At 59.8% G+C, this 26671-nt stretch carries 23 protein-coding genes and 3 pseudogenes; 12 read left to right on the forward strand and 14 right to left on the reverse strand.

From position 1 onward, the window contains the following. Positions 1-174, reverse strand: a pseudogene (locus GSP01_RS03150) (IS481 family transposase); the annotation flags it as partial. 80 nt (positions 175-254) lie between these two features. Beyond that, positions 255-1436 (reverse strand): MFS transporter, encoded by a 1182-nt coding sequence (locus GSP01_RS03155; protein ID WP_141350669.1) that lies wholly within the window; start codon positions 1434-1436, stop codon positions 255-257. Between the two features lie 1122 nt (positions 1437-2558). On the opposite strand from GSP01_RS03155, the gene panS reads away from it, so the two are divergent. Further along, complete coding sequence (panS, locus tag GSP01_RS03160) at positions 2559-3479, forward strand: ketopantoate/pantoate/pantothenate transporter PanS (protein ID WP_141350671.1); 921 nt, start codon at positions 2559-2561, stop codon at positions 3477-3479. Here panS and GSP01_RS03165 read toward each other — a convergent pair. After that, positions 3451-4773, reverse strand: a complete 1323-nt coding sequence (locus GSP01_RS03165) for an ATP-dependent DNA helicase (protein WP_141350673.1) — start codon at positions 4771-4773, stop codon at positions 3451-3453. The two genes, panS and GSP01_RS03165, sit on opposite strands and share 29 nt — an antisense overlap. A 97-nt stretch (positions 4774-4870) precedes the next feature. Here GSP01_RS03165 and tmpT point away from each other — a divergent pair, with 97 nt between their 5' ends. Next, entirely contained in the window at positions 4871-5533 is a 663-nt protein-coding gene (gene tmpT, locus GSP01_RS03170) for a thiopurine S-methyltransferase (RefSeq protein ID WP_141350965.1), read from the forward strand. Between the two features lie 22 nt (positions 5534-5555). On the opposite strand, the pseudogene GSP01_RS15060 reads toward tmpT, so the two are convergent. From GSP01_RS15060 to GSP01_RS03190, 4 genes and pseudogenes are all read right to left on the reverse strand, one after another. Then, positions 5556-5857 (reverse strand): annotated as a pseudogene (locus GSP01_RS15060) (hopanoid C-3 methylase HpnR); the annotation flags it as partial. 262 nt (positions 5858-6119) lie between these two features. Beyond that, positions 6120-6308 (reverse strand): hypothetical protein, encoded by a 189-nt coding sequence (locus tag GSP01_RS03180; RefSeq protein WP_141350675.1) that lies wholly within the window; start codon positions 6306-6308, stop codon positions 6120-6122. Next, positions 6308-8176 (reverse strand): ferrous iron transporter B, encoded by a 1869-nt coding sequence (gene feoB / locus GSP01_RS03185; protein ID WP_141350677.1) that lies wholly within the window; start codon positions 8174-8176, stop codon positions 6308-6310. The genes GSP01_RS03180 and feoB overlap by 1 nt, the downstream gene beginning before the upstream one ends. 5 nt (positions 8177-8181) lie before the next feature. Beyond that, positions 8182-8424 carry a FeoA family protein gene (locus GSP01_RS03190; protein ID WP_141350967.1) on the reverse strand — a complete coding sequence of 81 codons (243 nt, stop codon included), beginning with the start codon at positions 8422-8424 and terminating at the stop codon, positions 8182-8184. 390 nt (positions 8425-8814) lie between these two features. Between GSP01_RS03190 and GSP01_RS03195 the strand changes: the two genes are divergently transcribed. Next, positions 8815-9156 (forward strand): metal-sensitive transcriptional regulator, encoded by a 342-nt coding sequence (locus tag GSP01_RS03195; RefSeq protein WP_141350679.1) that lies wholly within the window; start codon positions 8815-8817, stop codon positions 9154-9156. Positions 9157-9169: 13 nt separating this feature from the next. Here GSP01_RS03195 and GSP01_RS03200 read toward each other — a convergent pair whose 3' ends face one another. The 4 genes from GSP01_RS03200 to GSP01_RS03215 form a co-directional block, all read right to left on the reverse strand. Next, the gene (locus GSP01_RS03200; protein WP_141350681.1) at positions 9170-9487 is read right to left on the reverse strand and encodes a hypothetical protein; all 318 of its coding nucleotides are present in this window, start codon (positions 9485-9487) and stop codon (positions 9170-9172) included. A gap of 41 nt (positions 9488-9528) precedes the next feature. Continuing rightward, complete coding sequence (locus GSP01_RS03205) at positions 9529-10320, reverse strand: copper resistance protein B (RefSeq protein WP_141350683.1); 792 nt, start codon at positions 10318-10320, stop codon at positions 9529-9531. Beyond that, positions 10317-12095 carry a copper resistance system multicopper oxidase gene (locus GSP01_RS03210; RefSeq protein ID WP_141350685.1) on the reverse strand — a complete coding sequence of 593 codons (1779 nt, stop codon included), beginning with the start codon at positions 12093-12095 and terminating at the stop codon, positions 10317-10319. The genes GSP01_RS03205 and GSP01_RS03210 overlap by 4 nt, the downstream gene beginning before the upstream one ends. A gap of 86 nt (positions 12096-12181) precedes the next feature. Further along, a complete protein-coding gene (locus GSP01_RS03215) occupies positions 12182-12631 on the reverse strand; it encodes a hypothetical protein (RefSeq protein WP_167495466.1) in 450 nt (149 codons plus the stop codon). Positions 12632-12881: 250 nt separating this feature from the next. Between GSP01_RS03215 and GSP01_RS03220 the strand changes: the two genes are divergently transcribed. Continuing rightward, on the forward strand, positions 12882-13094 hold the full coding sequence (locus GSP01_RS03220) for a heavy-metal-associated domain-containing protein (protein ID WP_141350689.1): 213 nt from the start codon (positions 12882-12884) through the stop codon (positions 13092-13094). Positions 13095-13205: 111 nt separating this feature from the next. Here the strand turns inward: GSP01_RS03220 and GSP01_RS03225 are convergent. Further along, positions 13206-14056 (reverse strand): annotated as a pseudogene (locus tag GSP01_RS03225) (transposase); the annotation flags it as partial. Positions 14057-14182: 126 nt separating this feature from the next. Between GSP01_RS03225 and GSP01_RS03230 the strand changes: the two are divergent. Further along, positions 14183-16558: a heavy metal translocating P-type ATPase gene (locus tag GSP01_RS03230; protein WP_141350691.1), complete on the forward strand. Its 2376-nt coding sequence runs from the start codon at positions 14183-14185 to the stop codon at positions 16556-16558. A 22-nt stretch (positions 16559-16580) separates the two neighbouring features. Here GSP01_RS03230 and GSP01_RS03235 read toward each other — a convergent pair whose 3' ends face one another. Beyond that, on the reverse strand, positions 16581-17249 hold the full coding sequence (locus GSP01_RS03235; protein WP_141350693.1) for an RBBP9/YdeN family alpha/beta hydrolase: 669 nt from the start codon (positions 17247-17249) through the stop codon (positions 16581-16583). Between the two features lie 124 nt (positions 17250-17373). Beyond that, positions 17374-18369 carry a cysteine synthase A gene (gene cysK / locus GSP01_RS03240; RefSeq protein ID WP_141350695.1) on the reverse strand — a complete coding sequence of 332 codons (996 nt, stop codon included), beginning with the start codon at positions 18367-18369 and terminating at the stop codon, positions 17374-17376. Positions 18370-18691: 322 nt separating this feature from the next. Between cysK and GSP01_RS03245 the strand changes: the two genes are divergently transcribed. From GSP01_RS03245 to xdhB, 7 genes are all read left to right on the forward strand, one after another. Continuing rightward, positions 18692-18889 carry a hypothetical protein gene (locus GSP01_RS03245; RefSeq protein WP_141350697.1) on the forward strand — a complete coding sequence of 66 codons (198 nt, stop codon included), beginning with the start codon at positions 18692-18694 and terminating at the stop codon, positions 18887-18889. Positions 18890-18972: 83 nt separating this feature from the next. Then, entirely contained in the window at positions 18973-19944 is a 972-nt protein-coding gene (locus GSP01_RS03250; RefSeq protein ID WP_373320044.1) for an ABC transporter permease, read from the forward strand. After that, positions 19941-20924 carry an ABC transporter permease gene (locus GSP01_RS03255; RefSeq protein WP_141350699.1) on the forward strand — a complete coding sequence of 328 codons (984 nt, stop codon included), beginning with the start codon at positions 19941-19943 and terminating at the stop codon, positions 20922-20924. The genes GSP01_RS03250 and GSP01_RS03255 overlap by 4 nt, the downstream gene beginning before the upstream one ends. After that, positions 20914-21867, forward strand: a complete 954-nt coding sequence (locus tag GSP01_RS03260; RefSeq protein WP_141350701.1) for an ABC transporter ATP-binding protein — start codon at positions 20914-20916, stop codon at positions 21865-21867. The genes GSP01_RS03255 and GSP01_RS03260 overlap by 11 nt, the downstream gene beginning before the upstream one ends. Continuing rightward, on the forward strand, positions 21864-22796 hold the full coding sequence (locus GSP01_RS03265) for an ABC transporter ATP-binding protein (RefSeq protein ID WP_141350703.1): 933 nt from the start codon (positions 21864-21866) through the stop codon (positions 22794-22796). Before GSP01_RS03260 ends, GSP01_RS03265 begins: the two co-directional genes overlap by 4 nt. 104 nt (positions 22797-22900) lie before the next feature. After that, positions 22901-24361 carry a xanthine dehydrogenase small subunit gene (xdhA, locus tag GSP01_RS03270; protein WP_141350705.1) on the forward strand — a complete coding sequence of 487 codons (1461 nt, stop codon included), beginning with the start codon at positions 22901-22903 and terminating at the stop codon, positions 24359-24361. Continuing rightward, positions 24354-26669, forward strand: a complete 2316-nt coding sequence (xdhB, locus tag GSP01_RS03275; RefSeq protein WP_141350707.1) for a xanthine dehydrogenase molybdopterin binding subunit — start codon at positions 24354-24356, stop codon at positions 26667-26669. The genes xdhA and xdhB overlap by 8 nt, the downstream gene beginning before the upstream one ends. The last annotated feature ends 2 nt before the right edge of the window (positions 26670-26671 follow it).

The raw sequence follows: 26671 nt of genomic DNA on the forward strand, positions 1-26671 counted from the left end.
ATCTTTAGGGCCTGTCTTCTGATCTTCGACACTCTGTCGCTTCCGCCACTTTGCAACTGTTTTCGGGTTGATCCCGAACTCCTTGCTCAGCGACGCGAGCGAAGCCTGCGATCGCTGTATTGCTGCTCGCACGGCGTACGTAGTCGTGGCGCTCCCATGACGTCTCTGTCCCATAAGGCTTCCTTCTACTCTCGTGAAAATAGCACACCATCAAACCACGAGATCAAACACCTAGGAGTGTCCGCTGGAGTTTTTCAGTCCTGCTGGAGGCGGCGGGGAAACGCTGCGGGATTGAACGCTGCGAGCAGGATACCGCCCAGCGCGATTATGACGGAGGCCGGGCACAGCACCGCAAAGCCCAGCGTGCTCAGAAGATGGCCACCGATGGCGGAGCCCAGAAGAATACCGAAATTGCTGCTGCCGTTGATAGCGGCACCGGCCACATCCGCGCTGGTCGCTCGCGCGCGGATTGCGCCCGACATGACGAAGGGGATGATAGCGGCATAACCCATGCACCATAGCCCGACGGCGCCCACGCTCGGCCATGCGGAAATCAAGTGTCCGTAAACCAGGATCATGCCCGTGAGCATGGCTAGGCCGCCGCCGAATAGTCCGGCTGCCGGCCAATGGTCCACGACTTGCCCCGCACCCCACAGACCGAAAATGCTGACGCCGCCAGTAATAAGAAGTGCGACGCTCAGCAGGTGCTCCGGCAGGCCATGTGATAACAGAAGCGGGGAGACATAGGTGTAGAGCAGGTTATGGGCGAAGAAGAACACAGCATTCACGCCGATCACGACGCCGAAAATGCGCGCGGCCTGTGGGGAGCGGATGGTTGGAACCTTGAGCGCCTTTGTGTCCGCCCCGCGAACGGGCGGAAGATAGAGCGCAATGAAGATCGTCAGCAGAGTCGCTAGGCCCGCAATGACGTAAAGGGCTACGCGCCAACTTGCGAATTGGCTGATCGCAGCCGCTCCCGGAACGCCCAGAACCGATCCTAGCGATGTGCCGCCGAAGACAAAGGAAATGGCGCGCCCGGTCATGCGCTCGGGCACCAGATGGGCCGCATAGGCGGCCGCAATGGACATCATCAGCGCGTGTGACAAGCCGCCCAGGGCGCGTCCTGCACAGACAATGGCAAAGTTTGGCGCCATGGCGGAAATCAGGTTGGAGATGACGTATCCTGCCAAGCAGAGCAGCATGAGCATCTTGCGGTCCATGCGGCTCGTGGCGATTGTGATGGGCACGGCCCCGAATGCGACGAGCAGCGCATAGGCGCTGACGGCTAGCCCGGCATGACCTTCCGTAATGTTGAAGGACTTGGCCATGTCGATCAGCAGACCAACCGGTGCGACCTCGGTCGTCACCGCAATAAAGGTCGAGGCGAACAGGGCGCAGAGGCCCGCGATCACCGGGCCGGAGAGCGTTTTGAACACGACGGACTTCCTGACTGGAACGGCGACCTGAGCGCCCCGAACGCGAGGGCTTTTGGCACTTTGATCGTATTACGGAAACCTAAAAAATCATTTCAGGACCATCATCGCCCCTGAAGCGGCGGAATGCTCCGGGCGAGGAGCTCTTTCAGGGGGGGGACATCATAACTTTCATTTTTGTGCCCTGATATTACGGATTCGGGAGGCTGCTTCAGGCTTCTTCCAGAATGTTGTTCCGCCGTCTCAGTTAACTCGAATGATGAGACATCCCGTGATGCTGGAGAGGATTAGTCGGAGGCTACTGTTGGTTTCCGCCCATTGAAAAGGTGGCATGACGTCATCGGTCTTTGGATCCGGAGTTGGTGGCTTTGGTATGGGCGATTAGTTGCTCCATGCTCAGGACGATTTGCCCGACCCGGACGACCTTAGTCATGGACCGCCGTTTCCTGCCGATCAGACGTAGGTCGGATAGCAAGTCTAGCAGAAAATTCCGGTAAAATCTTGTCACCCGGACCGGAAAGACAGAGCGGAACACGCCCGTCGATTTAGCCAAAGCCTAGAGTATGAAAGACAGGCCGCAGCCAGACACCAGCAGCACAAGGGCGTCTGACGGCCCAGCATGATGCGGAGCGCCTGTCATACGCCATGACCATGAACAGGGCGCCAAGCTGCAGTCCCAACAATCAGGGAAGCATGGCCGAGGTAATTAAAAGAAAAACGAAATACTATACCGGAAGATGTGGGGATATATTATAGGATGTAGCGATTATTTATAATAAAAATTTTATATTTAATTAAATAATAAATAAAAATAATGTGAATAAATTCAATTTATTTCAGGATGTTATTTGAATGAGTAGTTATTGATGGCGCATGGGTTGTTGAGGGGGTTGTGCGTATTCTTTCGCTAAATGCAGGAAGACGCTCGTCGGCTTTCTTAAGCGTAATAAACGCAGGCCAGTCCCTAGCGCGTTAATGGTATTTTTCGGGCTGCCTCTGTTCTGCGTTCTCCATTGGAAGGGATGACGGGCCGGCTGTTGCCCGGCATAAGGGCATTCCTGTCATCTCCACCAAGATGAGTTGAATGTCTCCTGAGAAATATTTTTTTCCCTCGGTTCCGCTTCGATGATGACGCGCCTCTTTCCCTTCTGGGCTGTTCTGGTGTCCGCCCTCGCACTGCTGCGGCCCGGACCGTTTCTGACGCTGGTTCCTGTTATCACGCCGCTTCTGGCCTTCGTAATGTTCACGATGGGCGTATCGCTGACGCCTGCTGATTTCGGCCGGATTCTGCGCCGTCCCGCGCCGGTTCTGGCGGGCGTGGGCTTGCATTATCTCGTCATGCCGCTCGCGGCCTGGGGGATTGCACATCTGCTGTCGATGCCGCCTGCGTTGGCAACGGGCATGGTCCTGGTTGGCTGCGTATCGAGCGGCACGGCTTCGAATGTCATGATTTATCTGTCGCGTGGGGATGTCGCGCTTTCGGTCAGCATCAGCGCGTTTTCAACCCTTTTCGGGATCGTCGCGACACCGCTTCTGGTGCGGTTCTATGTGTCTGCGGGTGTCGCCGTGGATAGTTGGGCGTTGTTTCGCAGTATTCTGACGATGGTGGCGCTGCCCGTTCTGGCGGGGGTGATTTTGAATACCCTGTGCCACCGTGTGGTTCGCCGGGTCGAGCCAGCCTTGCCGTTTGTGGCCATGATATCGATACTGCTTATCATCGGGGCCATCGTCGCGGGCGTGGGGCCGTCCCTGAAAGAGGCTGGCCCGATCATGCTTCTGGCGGTTATCCTGCATAACGGGATCGGGCTTTTGGGAGGCTACTGGGGCGGGCGGCTGCTCGGCTTTGACGAAACGGTCTGTCGTACGCTGGCGCTGGAAGTCGGGATGCAGAACTCGGGTCTCGCCGCGACGCTGGGACGGCTTTATTTCTCGCCGCTGGCGGCGCTACCAGGAGCAGTGTTCTCCATCTGGCACAATGTTTCGGGGTCCATTCTGGCCTCGCTGTGGGCGTCGCGGCCTATCGTGCGGAAAGACCCGCCGTGTTGACGAGGAACACCATGTCGGTCGCCCGCGTCACCGCTACGTAGCAGAGCTGTTGCGTCTCCAGCGGGTTCTGCCGGGCGCGGCGGCCGATATCGCCGAGATCCACGAACACGTTTCTGAACGTGCTGCCCTGAGCCGTATGGACCGTCATGGCATAGATCGCTTGAAGCTGCAGTAGCGCGTTGTGAAATGCGAAGCGGTGGCTCCAGCGTCGGTGCTGCTGTTTCGCTTCCTGCATCAGCCGCCGATCCACGGCCTCCAGACCTTTCGGATTCTGCACGATATGGCCGGTAATTTCCTCGCCCGCCATGGTCAGGAGTGTCACTTCCCATGACGCGAGATCCGCGACCCAGGCCGGGATGTCCTTGCAGAGCTCGAATTTGTAGGACAGCCGACCGGGTTTGATGTCCATGACGAGGACTTCCTCGTTCGTGGCGATGGCCTGACGCGGTCCGCTTTCTTCCTGCTGGATGGAGAAGGGCGAGCGGGATACGACACGCTCGCCGGGCATGAAAGGGGTGGGTGTTTCGCCGCCATAGCGCCAGAGCCGGACCATCCGGTTGATCTGATGCACACGTGCATTCGTCCAGCACAGATAGCGACACCAGTCGTTATCGGCCTCAAAAGCGTCGGACAGGAAGGCCTTGCGTACCCAGCTCTCCACATCCTTGGGCAGGAACAGGCCCATCTGGTCCTGACGCGCATCGCGTACCCAGCTCCAGTCGACTTCACTTCCCTGACTGTGGCGGATGATGGTGGCGGCTTCCAGGATAGGATTACCCGCCGCCTGCCGAACGACGGTTTCGAGATGGGAGCGTGAGGGGACTGAAAAGGACGGGGACGCAGCCTCTCCCACGGGTGGAAGCTGGGCCGGATCGCCTACGAACAGCACGAAGCAGTAACGCAGAAGATCGCGGATCCAGTTCATCAGTTCCGCGGACAGCATGGAGCATTCATCGACGATCACGACCCCGTCGGCGATTGTCTGCGGCCTCTTGGAGCGCACGAGGGTTGTGGTCGTGCCCTGTGAGGATGGCTGAAGGCTCAGCAGGCTCTGGATCGTGCGGCAATCAACGTCCCGGTCTACTTTTGAGCGTAGGACGGCAGTGGCCTTGTGGGTAGGGGCTGTGATGACCACCACCTTTTTCTCGCTCATGAAATGCCGGGCAACAGCCTGCATCAGCGTCGTTTTTCCGCTGCCCGCATATCCCGTCAGAAGATGCGTCGGCCGTCCTGCGGCATGTGCGGAAATGATTTCATCAAGCGCCTGCCGCTGGGAGGGGGTGAGCATGACCATGAGCGGCTTTTCTCACATTTTCCCGACACATGCCATTGTCTCGCCAGCAGAACCCGGCACAGTCTCAGTCGGAAAAAGCAGGAAGCAAGCCGGATTTATGGACGTAAAATTGAATGCCGTTTTCTGGCAGGAAAAATGGGAGCGCGGCGAGACGGGCTTTCATGAACCACAGGCCAATCCGCTCCTGACCCGTCATATTGGGGCGCTGGATCTTCCAGAGGGAGCGCGGATTTTCGTGCCTCTGTGCGGCATGAGTCAGGACATGGTCTGGCTCGCGGAGCAAGGCTTTCACGTGACCGGATGTGAGCTGAGCGATATCGCCGTGCGCCGGTTTTTTAGCGACCTCGGCATTACGCCCGACATTGTGGATGTAGGGCCGTTGCGTTGTTTTTCCGCCGGGAATATTCGTATTTTTGCAGGCAATATTTTCGATCTGACGCCCGATCTGCTTGGCCCGATGGGCGGTATTTACGATCGTGCCGCGCTGATCGCCCTGCCAGAAGACCTGCGTCGGGCCTATGCTGCTCATCTCCTATCCCTGACCGGCCCGGTTCCCGAACTCCTCGTTACACTTGACTACGACCAGTCCTGCCTGAAGGGACCGCCTTTTTCCGTCAGGGAGACGTTCCTGCGCGAATGTTATGGTCTGGCCTACGCGTTGACGCTTCTGGAAAGTCGGGCCGTTGAAGGCGGGTTGAAAGGCCGCTGCCCGGCGTCGGAGAATGTCTGGCGCCTCAGCCCACTCCCGCCACCATCCTGACCGTGCCTTTCAGCGCTTCTCAGCCCATGTGCTTGGTGTTCAGCACCTGCTGCGGCTTGATCAGTTCCTTAGTAGACCTCGGGCAGGGTGGCCGGTAGGACGGCGCTCTGGATGTCGAACAGGCGATAATCGCGCGTGTTCAGGCGCCTGGATAGGGTTTCGTGACGGAGATGTTCAAGATATCCGGGATTTCGAGACACCACTGACGCACGGCTTCGAAGCGTTCCCGAATCCAGGACGGATCTGCGATGATGTTGATCGCAACCGTCAGGCCGAGCGAGCATATTCCAGCGTCTCGAAATTGGCATCAAGCGACATGCGCCTGCACTTCTCGAAATCTGCCTGCTTGGAGATGGCTCAGGTTGAGGTCGAGCCGTATCCGGTGGACGCGAAGGGGCTATGCTCTCCTAGATATTAGCAAAAAGCTGCTCGTGCTCTGTGAAGAGCGGGTCAGTCGGGTCCGTAGAGAGAAGCTGCATCTGAAGACCACGACGGACAAGCGCGGTTACGCGCTGTCTATGCCAGCTTTGCAGTCGAGCGCAACAGTCCGGACCTTCAGGAATTCTGCCCTCGTAGTGCGGCTGTTTTAGTGGCAGCCGCCCTTACCAGAACGGTCACAGCCCGAGCAGCCGCCGCAACCCTTACTGATGGTGGGCTGTGGTGCGGACAGACCCACGGCCGTGCGCAGGCGGCCCCAGCCCTGAGGGAAGAGGCGCGCATACCAGTAAATGGCGGCGGCGCAGACAATCAGCAGGGCAACAGCAACTTCGATCATCAGGGAACTCCCGTAATGGCGCGGGTGATGTGATAGGTCAGGAACGCAGCTAGATAGGCCAGCCCGAACAGATACGCCGCAGCCCATAGAACGGTTCTGATGGAGCCGGTTTCCCGTCGCATGACAGCCAGCGTGGAAATGCATTGCGGCGCATAAACATACCACGCCAGCAGCGAGAATGCGGTAGCCATACTCCACTGTGTCGAGAGCAGTGGCAGGAGTTTGTCGGCCGCGCCGTCATCCGTGGCCCCGATGGCATAGACGGTCGCCAGTGAACTGACGGCCACCTCACGCGCCGCAAGACCCGGAATCAGCGAAACGCAGATCTGCCAGTTGAAGCCGATGGGGGCGAAGACCCATTGCATCAGATGGCCGATGCGTCCGGCCAGACTGTAATCGATGGCCGCACCTGGAGCGCCCGCGGGCGGTAGCGGGAAGCTCGACAGCGCCCAGAGCAGCACGTTCAGCGAGACGATGATCGTGCCCACGCGCGAGAGAAACATCACGGCCCGCTGCCACAGTCCGAGTGCGAGACTTTTGAGGTTCGGGCGGCGATAGGGGGGGAGTTCGAGCAGCAGCGGATGTTCTTCGGATTTGACCCCCCTCGTCATGACACGGGCAGCAATCACGCCGCTGACGATCGCCACGGCATAGAGTCCGAACAGTACCAGCCCCTGAAGCCCGAAAATCCCGAGCACTGTATGATGCGGCACGAATGCGCCGATTAGCAGCGTATAGACTGGCAGACGGGCCGAGCACGTCATGAGTGGCGCGATCAGGATTGTGACCAGGCGGTCCCGTGGGTTCTGGATCGTCCGGGCCGCCATGATGCCCGGAATGGCGCAGGCGAAGCTCGACAGCAGCGGAATGAAAGAGCGGCCGCTCAGCCCGGCCAGTGCCATCAGCCGGTCCAGTAGGAACGCCGCGCGTGGCAGATAGCCGGATTCCTCCAGGGCGAGGATCCACAGGAACAGAATGAGGATTTGCGGCAGGAACACGATGACCGTGCCTGCACCAGCAATCACGCCATCGGCCAGAAGGCTGTGCAGGATACCGTCCGGTAATGGCTTGAGAACGATCTGCCCGAATGTCGAAATCCCGCTGTCCAGCCCGTCCATGAGTGGCTGCGCCCAGGCGAAGACGGTCTGGAACATGACGAACAGCACGACCAGAAGAATGACCGGTCCCCAGATCGGATGCAGGAACAGCCGGTCCAGACGGTCTGTCAGGCGATCCTTTCCGGCGGATGGGTCCACGACATGAACCGCCAGAAGCCGCCGCACTTCCATATGGGGATCGATCCCCGCCGGAAGGGGGGGGGGAGGGGCGGGAAGAGGCAGGTCGAGGGCTTGCAGAAGTGGCACCACGCCGGCGCGGTTGAGGCTGACGACCGGGACGATGGGCATGCCCAGATCGGCCTGCAAACCGGCCACGTCAATCTGAAGGCCGTTGCGTTGGGCTTCATCCATCATGTTCAGCGCGACGATGACGGGGAGGCCGAGCTGTTTGAGTTCCAGCAGGAAGCGCAGATGCAGTCGCAGATTGGTCGCCGAAATGACGGCGACCAGCATTTCGGGTTGGGGTTCGGAGCGGTGACGTCCCAGACAGACATCACGCGTGACGTCCTCGTCCGGGCTCGTTGAATCAAGGCTGTAGGCGCCCGGCAGGTCCAACACGCGAACCGCCCGGCCACTGGGGGTTGTGAAAAACCCTTCCTTGCGCTCGACCGTCACGCCCGCATAGTTCGCAACCTTCTGCCGACTTCCCGTCAATTGGTTGAACAGGGACGTCTTGCCGCAGTTCGGATTGCCGACAAGGGCGATATGCAGGCTGGGGGCGGGCGTTTGTGTCGAGGCTGTCGAACTCATGGAGATCAGGCGGCAGTCCGCAGGCCCACGCGGGCGGCTTCGCCCCGGCGCAGGGCAAAGCGCGACGTTCCCAGACGCACGGCGATCGGATCCCTGCCCATCGGCCCGGTCGCGACTACCTGGACGGCCTCGCCGGGGACGAAGCCCAGCTCTTCCAGTCGTGTGGCGATCGGGTCCAGAGGCGCGCGCTGCTCGATCTTCTCGATCACGGCATGAGTGCCCTTGGGTAGTGTATCCAGATACAGCATCAGTTCGGTACCCCGGTAAGATGGCGCGGGCTCAAAGGCTTCGGCCTTCATCCTAGATAGGCGCATCCTGCCCGTCCGGGAAGAGGAGTGAGAATGATTTGCATCCGGAGCTCCTCAGAAATAAATTTTATGAAAACCCCTGCTGGGGCGACAGAAGGCGGAAGAAGCGCTCGGAATAAAAAGAAAGGCCTGTTTGGTAGTGTAGAAACAGAATGTTCTTTGTTCTGCGAAGGGGCTCGTTTTTTTTTCGATCCCGAAACACGCAGATGCATCGTTGGACTGGCAATTCCCGTCGCAGGGGGGCATACACCGGCCTGTGGGTGCCAGACTGGGCGGGTATGAACCCATGATGTTACGTTCGAAATGTTCTGGCAGAGGGCGGATCCTGGAATGGCACTATCCCATAAAGAACATGCAGCGGCTGTCTGTGAGAGCTGCGCGCCGCTGGACGATGACAGCCGTCGTGTCGAGCAGCCCCGTAAGAAAGCCCTGACGAACCGCGTACGCCGGATCGAAGGTCAGGTCGGCGGTGTTCTCAACATGATCGAGAACGACCGCTACTGCGTGGATATCCTGACCCAGATTTCCGCCATCAAGTCGGCGCTGGATGGTGTGTCCATTCAGATCCTGTCCTCCCACGCCAATGGCTGTGTGCGTCGTGCGGTGCAGGACGACGGAGGGGAAGACGCGATTGACGAGCTTCTCCAGGTCGTTCGCCGGATGATGCGCTGAAACGCCTGTGCTTTCAGCGGTCCAGCGTTTCGCTTGGTGCTGACTGGCTCGTCATACCCATATTCATTTTTTGACACGCGGCGCGCTGCTGCTTCATTTTCGGCGCCAGCGGGGTGTTCTGTTTGTTGAGTATCTCAAGATGCGCGCACAGGGCCATCTGTTGATTCATGTTCAGTCCGGCCATCGGGTCTTGTGTTTTGGAGGACGACATGGTCATGGGGCTTTTGCCGCCCACATCCACATGGCTTATGTCCATGCCGAGCATAGACGGATCGGCGTAAGCTGTGCTGGTGGCGAGAAGGGCGGTCAGTGCGAGGAAAATCTTGCGCATGATGTCGGGCTTTCGGCGTTGTTTTAATGGAAAATCGATGATCAGAACCAGCTTCGGACGCCGAGACTGAAGCGGACAGAGCCGGTGTCGTCGTGCTGGTCACGGGCGATCCGGCGGGCCTGAGTGAGATATCCGGAGTAGGTCACGGCTATGTAGGGCGCGAATTTCCGCCAGAGTTCGTATCGCAGACGCAGACCTGCATCGACATCCGAGAGGCCGGCGCCAGCCTGACGTCCCGCATCGGATTTCGTGTAGAAATTGAACTCGGCCTGCGGCTGAAGGATCAGACGGTTGGTCAGCAGGAAGTCGTAAGAGCCTTCCACGCGGGTGGCGAAACGTCCGCGATCGCTGACATAGGCCGTGGCCTCGAACTCGAACTCGTACAGCGCCAGACCCTGAATGCCGAACGCGCCCCAGGTGCGGGTCGGGCCGTCATCGAGGTCCATCCGTACGCCGCCCTGAAGGTTCCAGTAGGACGAGATGGAGCGTGTATAGAGCAGTTCATGGTCGCCATCGCTCATGCGCCCTTTTTCCAGCGTGCCTTCGGATTTCAGCCAGATCTTGTTGTAGTCACCGCCGAACCAGGCTTCGCCATCCCAGCGGAAATCGGTGCCGCCGGGTGCATAGCGGCCTTCAAGTTCATTGAAGATACCATGCAGCCAGGTGCCCTGATCCATCGAGGGTTTGATGTTGCCGATATAGACGACCGGCGTCGCCTCCGGCGCATCGGCGGCGTGATAGACCGGCTGGTCGGCGCAGGCCGTGCCGGATGCCAGTGCGAGGGATGACAGAGTTGTAAGGGCCAGAACTGCAGGGGAAAGGGCGTGTTTCATGCCACGATCACCGTGCGGAACATGCCCAGATCCATGTGGTATAGCAAGTGGCAGTGATACGCCCACATGCCAGGGGTATCGGCTGTCACGAGATAGCTCAGCTTCGAACCCGGCTGGGAAATGATGGTGTGCTTGTAGGGGCGGTAATCGCCCTGACCGTTTTCCAGCTCGCTCCACAGGCCGTGCAGATGGATCGGGTGTTCCATCATGGTATCGTTGATGAGCGTAAAGCGAACGCGCTCGCCGAGTTTGAGGCGGATGGGGCCGGATTCCGAGAACTTCCGGCCGTTCATGCCCCAGATATAGCGTTCCATGTTGCCGGTCAGGTGCAGGATGATTTCCCGCGTCGGCGGTCGCAGGTCCGCTCCGGGGCGTGTGGCGCGGAGTTGTTTATAGTTCAGGACGCGGCGGGCGTTGTTTTCCAGACCGTCGCCGGGGCTGCCGGTTCGGTCGACGGGCATCATGGCGCGCATCTGGTTTTCGACATTGATGGGAGGCGGGCCGGGGTCGTCCACTTCCATTTTCGGCATGGCCATGTGGTTCATGTCCATGCCGGCCACGTCGCCCTCCATTTTCATGCCCGACATGTCTGCGGACATATCCATGTCCTGCATGCTTTCGCCGGGTTTCATGTTCCCCATGCCCATATCCACCATGGTACGGACCGGGCGTGGGTCCATTGGCGGGAGAGGCGCAATCATGCCTTCGTAGGGGGCGAGGGTGCCGCTTGCGTAGCCGGTGCGGTCCTCGCTCTGGGCGAAAATGGCATAGGCGCGGTCGTCCTTCGGCTGGACGATTACGTCATAGGTTTCCGCCACGCCGATGCGGAATTCGTCCACGGGGACGGGTTCGATATCGTTGCCGTCCGCCTGTACGACCAGCATTTCGAGCCCCGGAATCCGGACATCGAAGAACGTCATGGTCGAGCCGTTGATGAAACGCAGGCGCACTTTTTCGCCGGGGTTGAACAGGCCGCTCCAGTTCATGTCCGGGGCGTGGCCGTTCAGCGTGTAGGTGTAGATCGCGCCCGAGACGTCTGCGATATCGGTTGCGGCCATGCGCATTTTCGACCAGGCCAGACGGCCTGAAAGCGCTGCACCCGCACTTCCGGCCTCGCGCGCTTCCTTCGGAAAGGATGCGGCCGTGCGTTGGCGGAAGACGTAATAATCGTCCTGCATCTTGAGGTTGCTGACGATGTCATGGGGCATGACATCCGTCCATTCGGCGAGGAAAATGACGTAATCGCGGTCGCAGGCGTTCGGGTCCGGGTGGCGCGGGTCGATGACCATCGCACCATACAGGCCCATCGCTTCCTGCATTCCGGAGTGACTGTGATACCAGTAGGTGCCGCTTTGATGGAGTTTGAAGCGGTACGTAAAAGTCTCGCCGGGGGCGATGCCACCAAAGCTCAGCCCCGGAACGCCATCCATGTTTGAGGGCGTGCGGATGCCATGCCAGTGGATCGAGGTAGGCTCGTTCAGCGTGTTGGTGACGTTGATGCTGACGGTATCGCCCTGTTTCCAGCGTAGGATCGGGCCGGGCACCGTGCCACCAGCGGTTGGCGCGTGCATGGTTTTGCCATCGAGCGAGATGCGCGTGTGACCGATCTTCAGATCCCACCGGTCGGACGGCATGGGGGGTATGATGCCAGAAGAGGCCTTGGACGAGAATGCGTGCGAGCTTCGGGGCAGGGAAACCAGCAGGCCGCCTGCACCAATCCCCGTCACGAAACGCCGTCGTGTCAGGCCGCCCCGGATGCGGGACGGAAAGGTCATGAGAAAAATCCGCAAAAATGACAGAGGAGCAGGTCCTGGCTGTCCCTTGCAGGCAGCAGGACGGGTCCACGCCTGTCAGGCGTGTGTCAGATCGCGCGGAGCTTCGGCGGGGGGGAGGCCGGGATCCAGTCGGTGCCGTTGAAACGGTCGTGCCGTCCGGACGTAAAGGCGCGCGTAACGAGAGTGACGGGACTCGAAGGCTGGATGGACGTCACGGTCAGCATGGGGTCGGTCGAGACTGCATGTGTATGGCAGCAGCCTTCAGGAGACTGCTGGGGATAGGAAATCGCATGGAAGGCTGACGTGTTGCAGCAGTCCGGACTGTTGGGTTTCTGATGATGGGTCTTGTGGTGCATCACCATGGCCATCTGATGGGGGACTGCAGTCCGAGCCTGCACGGTAGACGTGCTGAGAAGAAGCCCGACCTGCATCAGCAGGCAGGCCAGCAGGCCAATCCATATCCGGGCATGTGTCCTGACCATCAGAAGTCCCAGCAGTAGGGTAAAAAATAGAGCGATCCATCGTTTGAATGTCATATGAGAGTATACCCGCAGGGGGGATATGGAAAGATTATTTTTCGGGACGCAGAAAAAATGACTTGTCGAATCTGTTTCGCGGACAACAGGTACAATCTTACCCCACAATGGCATATAAAACGTAATAAAATAGTGAAATTAGATTATGGCCAGAATAGTTTTGTTGTGAGTGGTTATATACTATACCCCAGAACCGTATGGTGGGGTCTCGTTACAGGGGTGTGACTCTCACTCTGAAGGATTTCGTGACATGACAGAAACAGCGCACATGACGGTCGAGGGAATGTCCTGCAATGGCTGTTTCGGCAAGCTCCAGCGTGCCCTTGAGGCCGTGAATGGTGTAAAGGGCGTCGACATCGTGCTCGATAGAGGAAAGGTCACGGTGTCCTATGATCCGGCCCAGCTTTCGGTCGCCGCTTTAAGGGAAGTTGTCGAAGATACGGGATTTGACGTCGTTTCCTGAGGCGCGACACGCCTCCTTTTGAAAAGGTGGTGCGGCCAAGTCTGCCATGTGGGGTGATCGAAGAACTGTTGGTTGATGTAATGTGGTTCTGATTTTGGGCTTTTGGCGTGGCTACGCGCTCGCGCTGATCCTCTCCAGGCAGAGGAAGTGGTGCATGTTGTGGACGATATTGGTCAGCCCGATCCTCATGCTGGCTCGCGCGGGCCAACTGTCCGGACGAACAGCCCAGTCTGCGACCTCTGATCAGAAAAGACATACTCGATACGTGCGCTGATCACGGACTTTCCAGTATTCGACTTCTGGATACGCTGGGGCATCGGTTTGAGACTTGGCTTTTTTCGTGAAGTTTTGAGACCAAGTTCTGCTTTTCCACGGAGTCTTCATTGCCTTTGAACGATCGGCCGTGTCTGCCCAAACGGTTGATGACGTACTGGCTTATACAACAGCCTCTCTCTCAATCGCGGGCCATCACTGACGGCGGCATATTTCCCTCTCGAAGATCCGCTTTCTCGGCGTTGGTATTGCGCTGCTTTGGGGGCACCAGTGTGGCATCCCGGATCTGGCCACACGCCGGCAGATAGCTGGCGTTACGTAGGGTCGCATCAAGGCGCTCAAACAGTCTTTCAATGGCCCCCGTCTGTTTCAGACGTTCGTGAAACAGCCAGATCGTTTTGGCATCCGGAACCTGATCTGAACGCCCCAGACCAAGAAAGCTCATGAAGGAGAGGCGATCGTTGACCAGATACTTTATCCGTTTATCGACAAATTGTTTAGCGTCTGGATCACCAGGATTCTGAACATCAGTACCGGAAAAAAGCCGCCGTCTGCCCTTGCTTCCGTCGGGATATGCCAGAGTCTTGTCCAGATCGGGGTGGAAGGCTTCAAAATCCATAGTCCGGGAAAATGCTTCGTGTTGATCATTAGGTCCGCTGCTCCTCAACATCAAAGAAACCCGTCCGCTTTCACGATCATGAGATTGTTCTTGGCGATAGAAACATCGTCTTTTCTGTTCTTGAAAAATAGGGTGGTGGGGTATATTTCTTACGAACCATTTGTAGAATTCTTCTAGCCTACAGGACACTTTCCAGATGTCAGAAACGATCAGTTTCCCCATCGGTGGTATGACCTGCACCGCCTGTGCTGCGCGGATTGAAAGAGTCCTCAACCGTCAGGAGGGCGTCAGCGCTACCGTCAATTTCGCCTCTGAACGTGCGCAGGTCGTTTTCGAAAATGCGCCGTCCTCCATTGAGAGTGTCGTGGCCGCCGTGCGACGCGCTGGTTTTTCCGTGGATGAACAGAGTCTCGACCTGTCGCTGTCCGGCATGACATGTGCGGCCTGTGCAGCGCGGATCGAAAAGATACTGAACCGTCAGCCCTCCGTGCAAGCCAGCGTGAATTTTGCGGCCGAACGGGCGCATATTAATTACATTCCTGGCGTGGTCGAACCAGATTTTTTGATTGGAAAGATCGAGAAGGCTGGATTTGGCGCACAACGTTTGGATGAAGGCACGCGCGAAGATCCGAAGGCCAAGCGGACCGTCATCTGGAGGCGTGAGCGCAACCGCTTCATCTTGACGCTCATCCTGTCCCTGCCGCTCTTTGCCGAGATGATCGGCATGTTCTTCGGACGCATGATCGTACCGGTTTCGGTACAGTTCCTGTTCGCTACGATCGTGCAGTTTTTCTGTGGCGCGCATCTGTATGGCAGGGCCTGGAACGCTGTCCGCGGCGGCTCGGCCAATATGGATGTGCTGGTCGTGCTGGGAACATCCATTGCCTGGCTGTTCAGTGCGGTTGTGGTGGTGTTCGGGCTTCATCAGCATGTCTATTTTGAAGCCAGTGCGTCAATTATTACACTGATTTCGCTTGGCAAGCTCATGGAGAGTCGTGCCAAGAACAAGGCCAGCGCAGGGATTGAGAGCCTACTCCAGCTTCAGCCGCAGACTGCGCATGTCGAGCGTGATGGTGGGATTGTGGATCGTGCAGTTGCGGACATGCATGTCGGGGACATTTTCGTCGTGCGTCCGGGCGAGGGTGTGCCGGTGGATGGCGAGATCATTGAGGGAGCCTCCGAAGTCAACGAGTCCATGCTTACGGGTGAGAGCATTCCGGTTCTCAAGGAAGTTGGCAACGAGGTCTTTGGCGGGACGATGAACGCCAATGGCGCGCTGCGTGTTCGGGCAACCGGCGTGGGTGCGGATACGGCGCTATCCCGGATCGTGAAAATGGTCGAGCAGGCACAGGGCTCGAAGGCCAATGTGCAGCGTCTGGCCGATAAGGTTTCGGGCATTTTCGTGCCTGCCGTCATCGGCATTGCCGTTCTCACCTTCCTGATCGGCTGGGCCGTGACCGGCTCCGCGACATGGAGCCTCGTCTCTGCCGTATCCGTTCTGGTCATTGCCTGCCCGTGTTCGTTGGGTCTGGCGACGCCGACGGCTATCATGGTCGGGACGGGGCGTGGTGCGCAGTCCGGCATTCTGTTCCGCAATGCCGATGCGCTGGAGCGGGCCGAGAAGCTTAAGACCATCATTGTCGACAAGACCGGCACCCTAACCCAAGGGCGTCCCACGGTTGCCGCCATTCATCCGGCGGTGGGTATTCCGGTGGAGACGCTTCTGGGCGTTGCGCATGCCCTGGAGCATAATTCCGAGCATCCTCTGGCCCGCGCCATCGTGGATTATGCCGAAAATCACGGCGGAAATACTCCTGCCGCGGTGAAGGATTTCCAAGCGGTTCCGGGCAAGGGTGTCATCGCCGAGTGGGGTGGGCAGGAAGCGCGTCTGGGCTCGCCGGCCTTCATGCAGGCGAGCGGACTGGACTTGTCTGCGCTACCGGTTGCCGCGCTGGAAAGCGAGGGCAATACTGTCATCGCCGTGGCGCAGGGCAGTCAGGTTTTGGGTATTATCGCGCTGGCGGATGAGCTGCGGGCCGATGCTGTGGCCACCGTGAAGGCCCTGAAGGCCCGGGGTGTCCGGGTTGTGATGTTGACGGGTGACAATGAACGCGCGGCCTCGCTCGTGGCGCGGCAGGTTGGCGTGGATGACTATCTGGCTGGTGTGCTGCCCGAGCACAAGGTGGATGGTGTTGCGAAATACCAGGCGCAGGGCAGTCTGGTCGGCATGGTGGGTGATGGCATCAATGATGCGCCGGCCCTGGCCGCCGCCGATGTCGGGTTCGCCATTGGTGCGGGCTCTGCCGTGGCTCTGGATACGGCAGATATCGTGCTGATGAAAAGCGAGATGATGGGCGTTCTGGACGCGATTTCCTTGTCCAATGCTACCTTGTCCAAAATTCGGCAGAACCTGTTCTTCGCCTTCATTTACAACATTCTGGGTCTGCCGCTGGCGGCTTTCGGGATGCTGAATCCGATCGTGGCTGGGGCTGCCATGGCTATGAGTTCCGTCTCGGTGGTCAGCAACTCCTTGCTGCTTAACCGTTGGAAACCGATCTCCGGCAAGCCTTGAGGAAGACTTTCTTAGGGTGTGTTCACTGCATCCGGAACGGGAGTTTTCTGCGGGCGAAATTGAGCATGGTAGTTGCGCCATGTTCCCACAGGCCCAGCGGCTCGCTGCTACCGATATGGCCGACAGCCCCCGCTTCCAGAAAGTCCGACTGCCACTGACCGGCCAGTTCCCGCGCGCGGGGCAGGGACAGCCAGGGGTCATTGCTGCTGGCCATGATCGCGGTGGGGAGCGGTAGGGGCATGTGGGGAAGCGGCCCGAAAGCGCGGATGCGTTCGACCTCCGGATGTGCTGTTTGGTCGATATCCGCAGGCGCCACCAGAAAAGCTCCGGTCACGCGCTGCCCGCCATATCGGCTCAGCCATTTCGCACTCAGCACAGCGCCGAGACTGTGGGCGATCAGAAAAACCGGACGGGATGAAGCCTCGACCGCAGAGGTCAGTGCTGCTTCCCAGTCTGCGGGGCTGGGTGTTGCCCAATCCGTCTGATGGAGACGTTTCAGGCCATAAGCCTGTTCCCAGTAAGATTGCCAGTGATCCGGACCCGAACCGAAGAGCCCAGGGACAAGTAGTAGTTCGACCTGATGGCCGAGGCGCTGAAACGCGCCGGCGATCTGCTGGCGGCCCGTATCAGGCAGGCCATGCGTCGCCCAAGCGGGATCGAAAAATGTCGGACGGCCGGAAAACAGGTTCATGACGTTATCTCCTTTCAGCCGTCCCGACTCTTCTGCAGGAGAGCGGAATAGGACTTTGAGTTAATAACGAACACAATAAGCGGTTAAATAAAACAACTTTTCTTAATGGTTGTTTTATTGGCGCTTAGGCTAGCCCGTCGAAGAGCTGTGTGGAGAGGTAGCGTTCCGCAAAAGACGGGACGATGGCCACGATCGTCTTGCCGCGGCTGGAGGGCTTGCGGGCCAGTTCCATTCCTACAAATAGCGCGGCTCCTGAGGAAATCCCGATGGGGATGCCTTCAACCGCTGCACACAGGCGTGCCGTTGCCACTGCTTCCTGTTCAGAGACCTCGAACACCCCATCCAGAGCCTTGAGATCCAGCGTGTCGGGCTCAAAACCCGGGCCGATGCCCTGAATGCCATGCGGGCCGGGCTCATCGCCATGCAGCACAGCACTTTCGCGTGGTTCCACACCATAGACTTTGATGGATTTGCGATGTTTCTTGAGCCCGTGCGCAATGCCAGACGCCGTACCACCCGTTCCCAGACCGGCCACAACCACATTGACCTTGCCTGCTGTGTCTTCCCAGATTTCCTGGGCCGTGGTGTCTTCATGCACGGCCGGATTCGCGTCGTTTTCGAACTGGCTCGGCATCCAGGCGTCGGGCAGGGTGCGAGTGAGCTGTTCGGCACGTTCAATGGCGCCCGCCATGCCGCGTGATGCAGGTGTCAGTTCAGTATCCGCGCCCATCAGGCGCATCATCTTGCGACGTTCGGTTGAAGCATTTTCGGGCATGGTGACGATCAGGCGGTATCCCAGCGCCACGGCCGCGAAAGCGAGAGAGATGCCAGTATTGCCCGAGGTCGGTTCGATCAAGACTGTGCGGCCCGGCGTAATCAGGCCGCGCGCTTCAGCATCGCGCAGCATGGCCACGCCGATCCTGTCTTTGACGGAGCCGAGGGGGTTGAAGAATTCCAGCTTGAGGAGCAGTCGCCCGTTGAGATGCTCACGCTGGGTCAGGTGTGGCAGCGCGACCAGCGGTGTGCCTCCCACTGTCTCCAGAAAGGAGTTGAAAACGCGGCCCCGGGGGGCGGCATAACCTTCGAACGGGGCGGGGGACAGCGGAACCTTCTTGCTCATGGCCTCACTTAACACGGGAAATGGGGGAAAGGGCAGACCGTAAATAATGATTTCCATTATCACTAAAAAATATAGTTATTATAATCAGGTTTTGGGAAAAATATCATATTAATGCGTTATATATTGACGGAACGCCACACGCCGTCGTATCTGAAGGCTTCCAGAGGTATCCACAGCAATGGGACCAGTTGATCAATGACGTGTCGAATGTGTAGCTCGCAGCGCAAACGCTGCTCTGCTTCAGTTTCGGAGACAATGCTCTCCGGCGTGTCATAACGCCCGACAACTGGACTGTCGGGCTCTTTCTTTAGAGGCCGGCACTATGCTTGGTTCAACCGTCATCGAAATTAACGGCGTTTTTCTCGGCGCGGCCATTCTGGTCAGCGAAAGTGGGACGAGACGCTTCTATGCCGCGCACGACAGTGTGCGGGCACTTCACAACGAACTTCTGCCCGATCTGGGGGCGCTTCAGCAACGCGTCCGTCTGCATGTGTGCAAACCCGCCCGCCAGACGCGCTGATTGACGAGGAGCCTCTTCTGTCCCGACGTGTTCGTACTGTAGAACGAAAAAAAGGTCACGAACCGGAACGGAATGGAGCAGGCGTGGAAGGAAGTTATCGGCGGATTATCCGCGCTGTTCTGACGCGCCGTGACGGCGCTTTTGCGGCCCTGCTGCTGGCTTCCATCATCTTCGCCTGTCTGTTTGCTCCGCTTTATGCGGCGCTTAACAGGATTGATCCGTTTTCTTCTGACATTGCTGGTACGACGATCCGGAACGGGCAGCATGTTGATCTCATGCAGCCTAACGATAATCCGTTGCATCTGGGGCTCAGTCCGATCGGGCCGGACTGGCAGCCGGGTCCGTATGCGCTTGGCGCGGACTCGCAGGGGCGCGATGTGGCGGCGCGGGTTCTGTATGGCGGGCGCAATTCCTTGCTGATTGCTGCAGCATCCGCGATGGTTTGTCTGTGTCTGGCGGCGTGTATCGGGATCTGTGCCGGGTATTTCGGTGGCTGGATTGACCTGATTCTGTCGCGCATTCTGGATATGCTGTGGGCGATCCCGGTTTATCTGTTCGCGATTTCGCTATCCGTCGTCACTGTTGGGCATGGCATCCGGTTGGGGTTCATTACCATCGGCGCGGATAATTTGCTGATTCCGATCGGTATTATTGCGCTGGTTTATGTGCCCTATGCGGCCCGGCCGTTGCGGGCGCGGGCGCTGAGCCTGTCGCAGGCTGGGTTCGTCATGGCGGCGCGGGGCATGGGAGCGTCGGACTGGCGTATCCTGTGGCGAGAAATCCTACCGGGCCTGACGCCAACTATGGCCGTTCTGGCGCCGCTGGTGATGGCGCTGTGCATGCTGGCTGAGTCCGCGCTGTCCTTCCTGTCGCTCGGTGTGCAGGCCCCGGCGGCATCCTGGGGGACGATCATTCAGGATGGCGAAGGACTGCTCTATACGCGACCAATGGTGGCCATCGTGCCCGGGTTGGCGATTGTTCTGACTGTGCTGGCGCTTAATATTCTGGGCAATGCGCTACGGGACCAGCTCGACCCGAAAGGAGCAGGCCGATGATCTGCAGTCTGGCCTCCCGGACCGGGCAGATGCTACTGGTCATTTTTGGAATTTCGGTTCTGGTGTTCTGCATTTTCTTTGCGACACCGGGTGCGGACCCGACGGCCCGCATTGCAGGACGGGGGGCCAGTCCGCAGGTCGTGGAACGTATCCGCGCGGAGTATGGCTTCAACCGTCCGCTGCCCGTGCAGTACGTGAAGATGATGGAAAAGCTGTTCGTCAGCCGGGATCTGACGTCCTTCGTCAATCACGGTCAGCGCGTTGTGCCTGAAGTGTTGCAGGCGGCCCCGGTGACCCTATCGCTTGTGCTGTGGGGTGCGTTTTTCTGGGTCAGCGGGTCGCTGGTTTTCGGGATTGCGTCCGCCGTGCTGCGCGATAGATGGGTGGATCGGCTGCTGATGGTGTTGGGACTGATCGGTCTGTCCATGCCGGTGTTCTGGCTCGGCGAGGTCGTCAATCTCGTCACGCAGAGCCGCTGGCATGACACGTTCCTGTTCCGCTGGGTGCCGCCGCTTGGGTATGTGCCGTTTTCGCAGAGCCCGCTCGGCTGGGCGAAGGCGCTGTTCTTGCCGTCTTTGACGCTCGCTGTTTCGTTCATTGGCTTGTATGCGCGGGTTCTGCGCTCCGAACTTCTGACTGCCATGGGTGAGGATTCCATCCGCACGGCGCGCGCCAAGGGGGCAGGGCCGGTGCGGGTGTGGCTGTGGCATGGTCTGCGACTGTCCTGGCTGAGTTATGTGTCGCTGTTTGGGCTGGATTTCGCGCAGCTTCTGGGCGGGGGAGCGCTTCTGACAGAGGTTGTTTTTGCTCTGCCGGGTGTGGGGCGGCTGACTTATCAGGCGCTGGCGACGCTCGATCTGCCGCTCATCATGGCGACGGTCATGTATGCCGCCGTTTTCGTTGTCATCGCCAATGCGCTTGTGGATGGGCTCTATGTCCTGCTGGACCCTAGGATGAGGGAGGGACGGCATGGGCGCTGAGACGCTTTTGGCGCTGCATCGCCTGCATCTGGACCTGCCAAATGGGACGGCCCTGCTGGAAGATGTGTCCCTGAGCGTGCGGCGCGGGGATGCGCTGGGTGTGGTGGGGGAGTCCGGATCGGGAAAGAGCCTGACGGCCATGAGTGTCATGGGGCTGCTGCCGGGTCTGAAAGCTTCGGGGTCCATCCGTTTCGAGGGGCGTGAGCTGCTGGGGATGAAGGACCGGGAGTGGCGGCATCTGCGCGGTGCGGGCATGGCCATGATCTTTCAGGACCCGATGACGGCGTTCCTGCCCGTTCGCTCCATTGGTGCGCAGATTGATGAACAGATCCGCCTGCATGAGCGTGTCAGCCGCCGTGAGGCGCGAGCGCGGACCGTGGCTTTGCTGGGGCGGATGGGGGTGCCCGATCCGGACGCCGCGGCGAAACGCTATCCGCACCAGCTTTCCGGCGGTCTGCGCCAACGCGCCATGATCGCGATGGCGCTGTCCTGTGATCCGGCGCTTCTGATCGCGGATGAGCCGACCACGGCGCTCGATGTCACGGTGCAGGCACAGATCCTGACGCTGCTGTGCGAAATCCGCGACAGCGGGGCCGGTGTGATGCTGATTACGCATGACATGGGCGTCGTGGCGCAGACGTGTACGCATGTGGCGGTCGTGTATTCCGGGCTTGTCGTGGAGCAGGGGCCGGTTGCGGCGGTGATGGCGCGACCGCTGCATCCCTATACGCAGGCTTTGCTGGAGGCGATCCCGCCGCTGGATGGACCGAGACCTGATGCGCTGCCCACCATTCCGGGGCGGCCGCCGGCTCCCGATGCGCGGCCGGAGGGCTGTGTTTTTGCGCCGCGCTGCCGCTTTGTGCGACCGGACTGCGCCGTGCGTCCTGCTTTGCGTGAACCGGAAGAAGGGCGGCGCGTGGCCTGCGTGCTGTACGACGCATGACTGTCCTGCTTGAAGCGAAAAACCTCAGCAAACACTATCGCCTCGCGCGTGGGGAAACCCTGCGGGCTGTGAGCGATGTGTCGCTGGTCGTGCATCGCGGAGAGGCGCTTGCGCTTGTCGGAGAGTCCGGCTGTGGCAAGTCCACGTTGGGGCGGACGCTGATCGGGCTGGGGGCGCCGAGTTCGGGCGAGGTGTTCTTCGAAGGCGAGCGGATTTCCGGCCTGTCGGACCGCGCGTTAAGGCGCTGGCGACCCCGGATGCAGATGGTGTTTCAGGATTCGTCCTCGACGTTCAATCCGCGCCGCACCATTGGTGACACGCTGGCGGAGCCAATGCGGATCCATGGACGGACCGGCATTGCGGAGCGGATCGGGACGCTTTTGGAGCAGGTTGGTCTGTCGTCGTCCGTTCTGTCCTGCTATCCGCATGAATTTTCGGGTGGGCAGCGGCAGCGTCTGAACATTGCCCGCGCCCTGATGCTGGGGCCGGATCTTCTGGTGGCGGATGAGCCGACATCCGCGCTCGATGTGTCCGTGCAGGCGCAGATCGTGAATCTGCTGCGCGATCTGCGCAATTCGCTGGGCGTGGCATGCGTGTTCATCTCCCATGATTTGGCGGTCGTGCGGCAGATGGCGGACCGGATTGCCGTCATGTATCTGGGGCGGATTGTGGAGGAAGGGGATGTACTGGCGGTTCTGGAAGCCCCGGCCCACCCTTATACGCGGGCATTGCTGGATGCAGTGCCTCGTCCGGACCGGTCCTTGCCGCCACCGCTTAAGGGAGACGTGCCAAGCCCGATCCATCCGCCGCAGGGCTGTGCGTTTCATACGCGCTGTCCGCTGGCCCAGCCGCGATGCGCGCAGGAGCGGCCGGAACTCCACAGGATCGCGGAAGGCCGTACAGTCGCCTGCCATTATTCCCTGCTCTAGAAAAAGCAACGCTTCGTTCCGATCTTGGATATAGACGGCAACGCCTGCCGTGGGGCACAGAAGTCTGCACGCCCCTTCGTATTTTTTGCCCGAGATCCCGCCCGATGCGCCAGACTGTCCGTTTTTATCTGGGGGACGACCTCTGCACGCTGAGGGATATCTCCCCGACCCTGACCCTGCTGGACTGGCTGCGTGATCGTGGCCGGACCGGCACCAAGGAAGGCTGCAATGAAGGTGACTGCGGGGCGTGTACGGTGCTGGTCGTCCGGCTTGAAGACGGGCGGCTGAACTGGCGGGCGGTCAATGCATGCATCCAGTTCGTCAGTATGCTGGACGGCGCGCAGGTCTATACGATCGAAGACTTGGGAACGGCCGATGCGCCGCATCCCGTGCAGACGGCCATGGTCGAGCAGCATGGCTCGCAGTGCGGGTTCTGCACGCCAGGTTTTGTTATGTCGATGGCGGCCTATCGCAAGAGTGAAGGCGCCTCGGCGGATGAGCAGGCCATTGATGACGCACTCGCCGGCAATCTGTGCCGCTGCACCGGCTATGCGCCGATCGTGCGGGCGATGAAGCAGGCGATGGCGGCTGGTCCGGATCGTTTCGATGCGCAGGTGGAGGCCATTGTCGAACGTCTGATGGTTTTGCAGGACGGCGAGAGTGTGCGGCTTGAAGGGCCGGAGGGCACGCTCAGCATTCCGGCGTCTGCGGATGATCTGGCGGAGATCCTGCTGACCGATCCGGAGGCAACCATCGTTGCGGGTGCCACCGATGTGGGGCTTTGGGTGACGAAGGGGATGCGTCGTTTGAAGCATGTCGTGCCCATCGGGCGCGTTCCCGAACTGCGCAGCCTGACCAGAACCCCTGAAGGACTGCGGATCGGGGCAGCCGTGACGTATCAGGATGCGCGCGTGGCCATTGCGGAACTGCTGCCGGATGCGGGGGAAATGATCCGCCGTCTGGGCTCCACCCAGGTGCGCAATAGCGCGACGGTCTGCGGGAATATAGCCAATGGTTCCCCAATTGGAGATGGGCCGCCGATGTTCATTGCGGCCAATGCGACACTGCATCTGCGGCGCGGGGCGGAGCGCCGGTCCATCGTGCTCGAAGACTATTTCATTGCTTACGGAAAGCAGGACCGGCAGCCCGGCGAGTTCGTGGAGGCTCTGAGCATTCCTAAGCCCGCGCCGGGTGCGCAGTTCCGTGCCTATAAGATTTCCAAGCGCTTCGATCAGGATATTTCTGCCGTTCTGGGCGCTTTCATGATCGAGACGGACGATGGGGGCCGGATTATCGCGGTCCGGCTGGCCTATGGCGGCATGGCCGCGACTCCGAAGCGGGCATCGGGTGCGGAAGCTGTACTGATTGGGCGGGTCTGGGATCAGGACGCGCTGGAGGCGGCACGATCGGCGATTCTGGAAGATTTCGCCCCGCTGACCGATATGCGGGCGAGTGCCTGGTATCGGCAGACCGTGGCCGCCAACCTGCTGACGCGGTTTTTTGAAGAGACGGCGGGGCATGGTCAGGCGCGTCTCGCCCGGACGGGAGGGCTGGCGCATGTCTGATCTCGTTCCGGGGGCCGCTTCGACCAGCATGAAGCATGAGAGCGCATTACTGCATGTGACGGGGCAGGCAGCATATATTGATGACTTGCCCGTGCCGCGCGGCACGTTGCATCTCGTGCCGGGGCTGAGCACGAAGGCTCATGCGCGGATCGTCTCGATGGATCTGGACGCCGTGCGCGCCGCGCCGGGTGTTGTGTGTGTGCTGACGGCGGATGATGTGTCGGGCGAGAACCAGATTAGCCCGGTGCATCGGGAAGACGAACCGCTTCTGGCGACGGATCATGTCCATTTCTGGGGGCAGACGATGTTCGCCGTGGTGGCGACGTCGCGTCAGGCGGCGCGTCAGGCCGTCCGGTTGGCGAAGATCGAGTATGAGGAAAAGCCTGCGATCCTGAACATCGCGCAGGCGCGGGAAAATGGCAGCCCGATGGTCTGGCGCTCCCTGACCATGCAGCGCGGGGATGTGGAACGCGGCCTGAAAGCCGCGCCGCGCCGCCTGTCGGGGCAGATCGAGATTGGCGGGCAGGAGCATTTCTATCTGGAAGGACAGGCCGCGCTTGCCCAGCCCGGAGAAGCCGGGGAAATGCGTGTCTGGTCATCCACGCAGCATCCGTCCGAGACGCAGCATCTGGTCGCTTCCGTGCTGGGGCGGCCGCATCATCTGGTCACGACGGAAGTCCGGCGGATGGGTGGCGCGTTCGGCGGCAAGGAGACGCAGGCCAATGCCTGGGCCTGTCTGGCCGCCGTCGCTGCTGACCGGACGGGACAGGCCGTCAAGGCGCGTCTGGACCGTGATGACGACATGATGGCGACCGGAAAGCGGCATGATTTTCTGATCGACTATGATGTTGGCTTCACCGATGAGGGCGATATTTTGGCCGTGGACATGGTTCTGGCCGCGCGGTGTGGTTGGGCGGCGGATCTGTCCGGGCCGGTGACGGATCGGGCGCTGTTTCACGCTGATAACGCCTATTTTTACCCCGATGTCCGGCTGAAATCCGAGCCGTTGCGGACCAATACCCAGTCCAATACGGCCTATCGCGGGTTTGGCGGACCGCAGGGGATTGTGGCGGCGGAACGTGTGATCGAGGAAGTCGCGTTTGCGACCGGACTTGATCCCGTGGCGGTCCGACTGCGGAATGTTTATGGAACCGGGACGCGCAATCTCACGCCATATCACATGACGGTTGAGGACTCGATTACGGCCGAGATCCTGACAAAGCTGGTTGAGCGCTGTGATTATCAGGCGCGAAAAGCCGAGATCCGGGCGTTCAATCGTACCAGCCGCATCATCCGTCGCGGGATCGCGCTGACGCCGGTGAAGTTTGGGATTTCCTTTACCGCCACGCATTACAATCAGGCCGGCGCGCTGGTGCATGTCTATACGGACGGCTCGGTTCAGGTGAACCACGGCGGGACGGAAATGGGGCAGGGGCTGCACACCAAGATGGTGCAGATCGTCCTGCGCGAATTCGGCCTGACGGCGGATCGCGTTCGCATCACGGCGACGACGACCGGGAAGGTTCCGAACACGTCCGCTACGGCGGCGTCTTCAGGGGCGGATTTGAACGGCATGGCGGTGCTGGATGCGGTGCGCAAGATCAAGGACCGGATGATCACGTTCGCTGCTGAAAAATGGAGCGTTGCGGCCGAAGACATCCATTTCCGGTCAGATGGCGTGCATGTTGGTGCGGAGGTCATGACCTTCCAGCAACTCGCCTGGCAGGCCTATTTCGCGCGGGTGTCGCTTTCGTCGAACGGATTTTACAAGACGCCGAAGATTTCCTGGAACCCCGAGACCGGACGCGGGCGACCGTTTTTCTATTTCGCGTATGGCGCGGCTTGTGCGGAAGTCTCGGTTGATCTGCTGACGGGCGAGCACAGCATTGATCGTGTGGATATCCTGCATGATGCCGGGCAGTCCCTGAACCCGGACATTGATATCGGGCAGATTGAAGGCGGGTTCGTGCAGGGCGCGGGCTGGCTGACGACGGAGGAGTTAGTCTGGGATGGGGCCGGACGTCTGCGAACCCATGCGCCCAGTACCTACAAGATCCCGGCCTGTTCCGACCGGCCACGGATTTTTAATGTGGAGCTTCTGGAAAATGCGCCCAACCGGGAGGAGACGATCTTCCGTTCCAAGGCCGTCGGAGAGCCGCCTTTCGTGCATGGGGTTGCGGTTTTGCAAGCGATTTCGGACGCCATCGCCAGTCTGGACGACTACCGGACTTGTCCAAAACTCAATGCACCGGCGACGCCCGAGCGGGTTCTGAAAAACCTGATGGCGCTGCGGGAAAAGGCTGGCTGACC

The organism is Gluconobacter sphaericus NBRC 12467 (assembly GCF_006539125.1).
Classification (GTDB): domain Bacteria; phylum Pseudomonadota; class Alphaproteobacteria; order Acetobacterales; family Acetobacteraceae; genus Gluconobacter; species Gluconobacter sphaericus.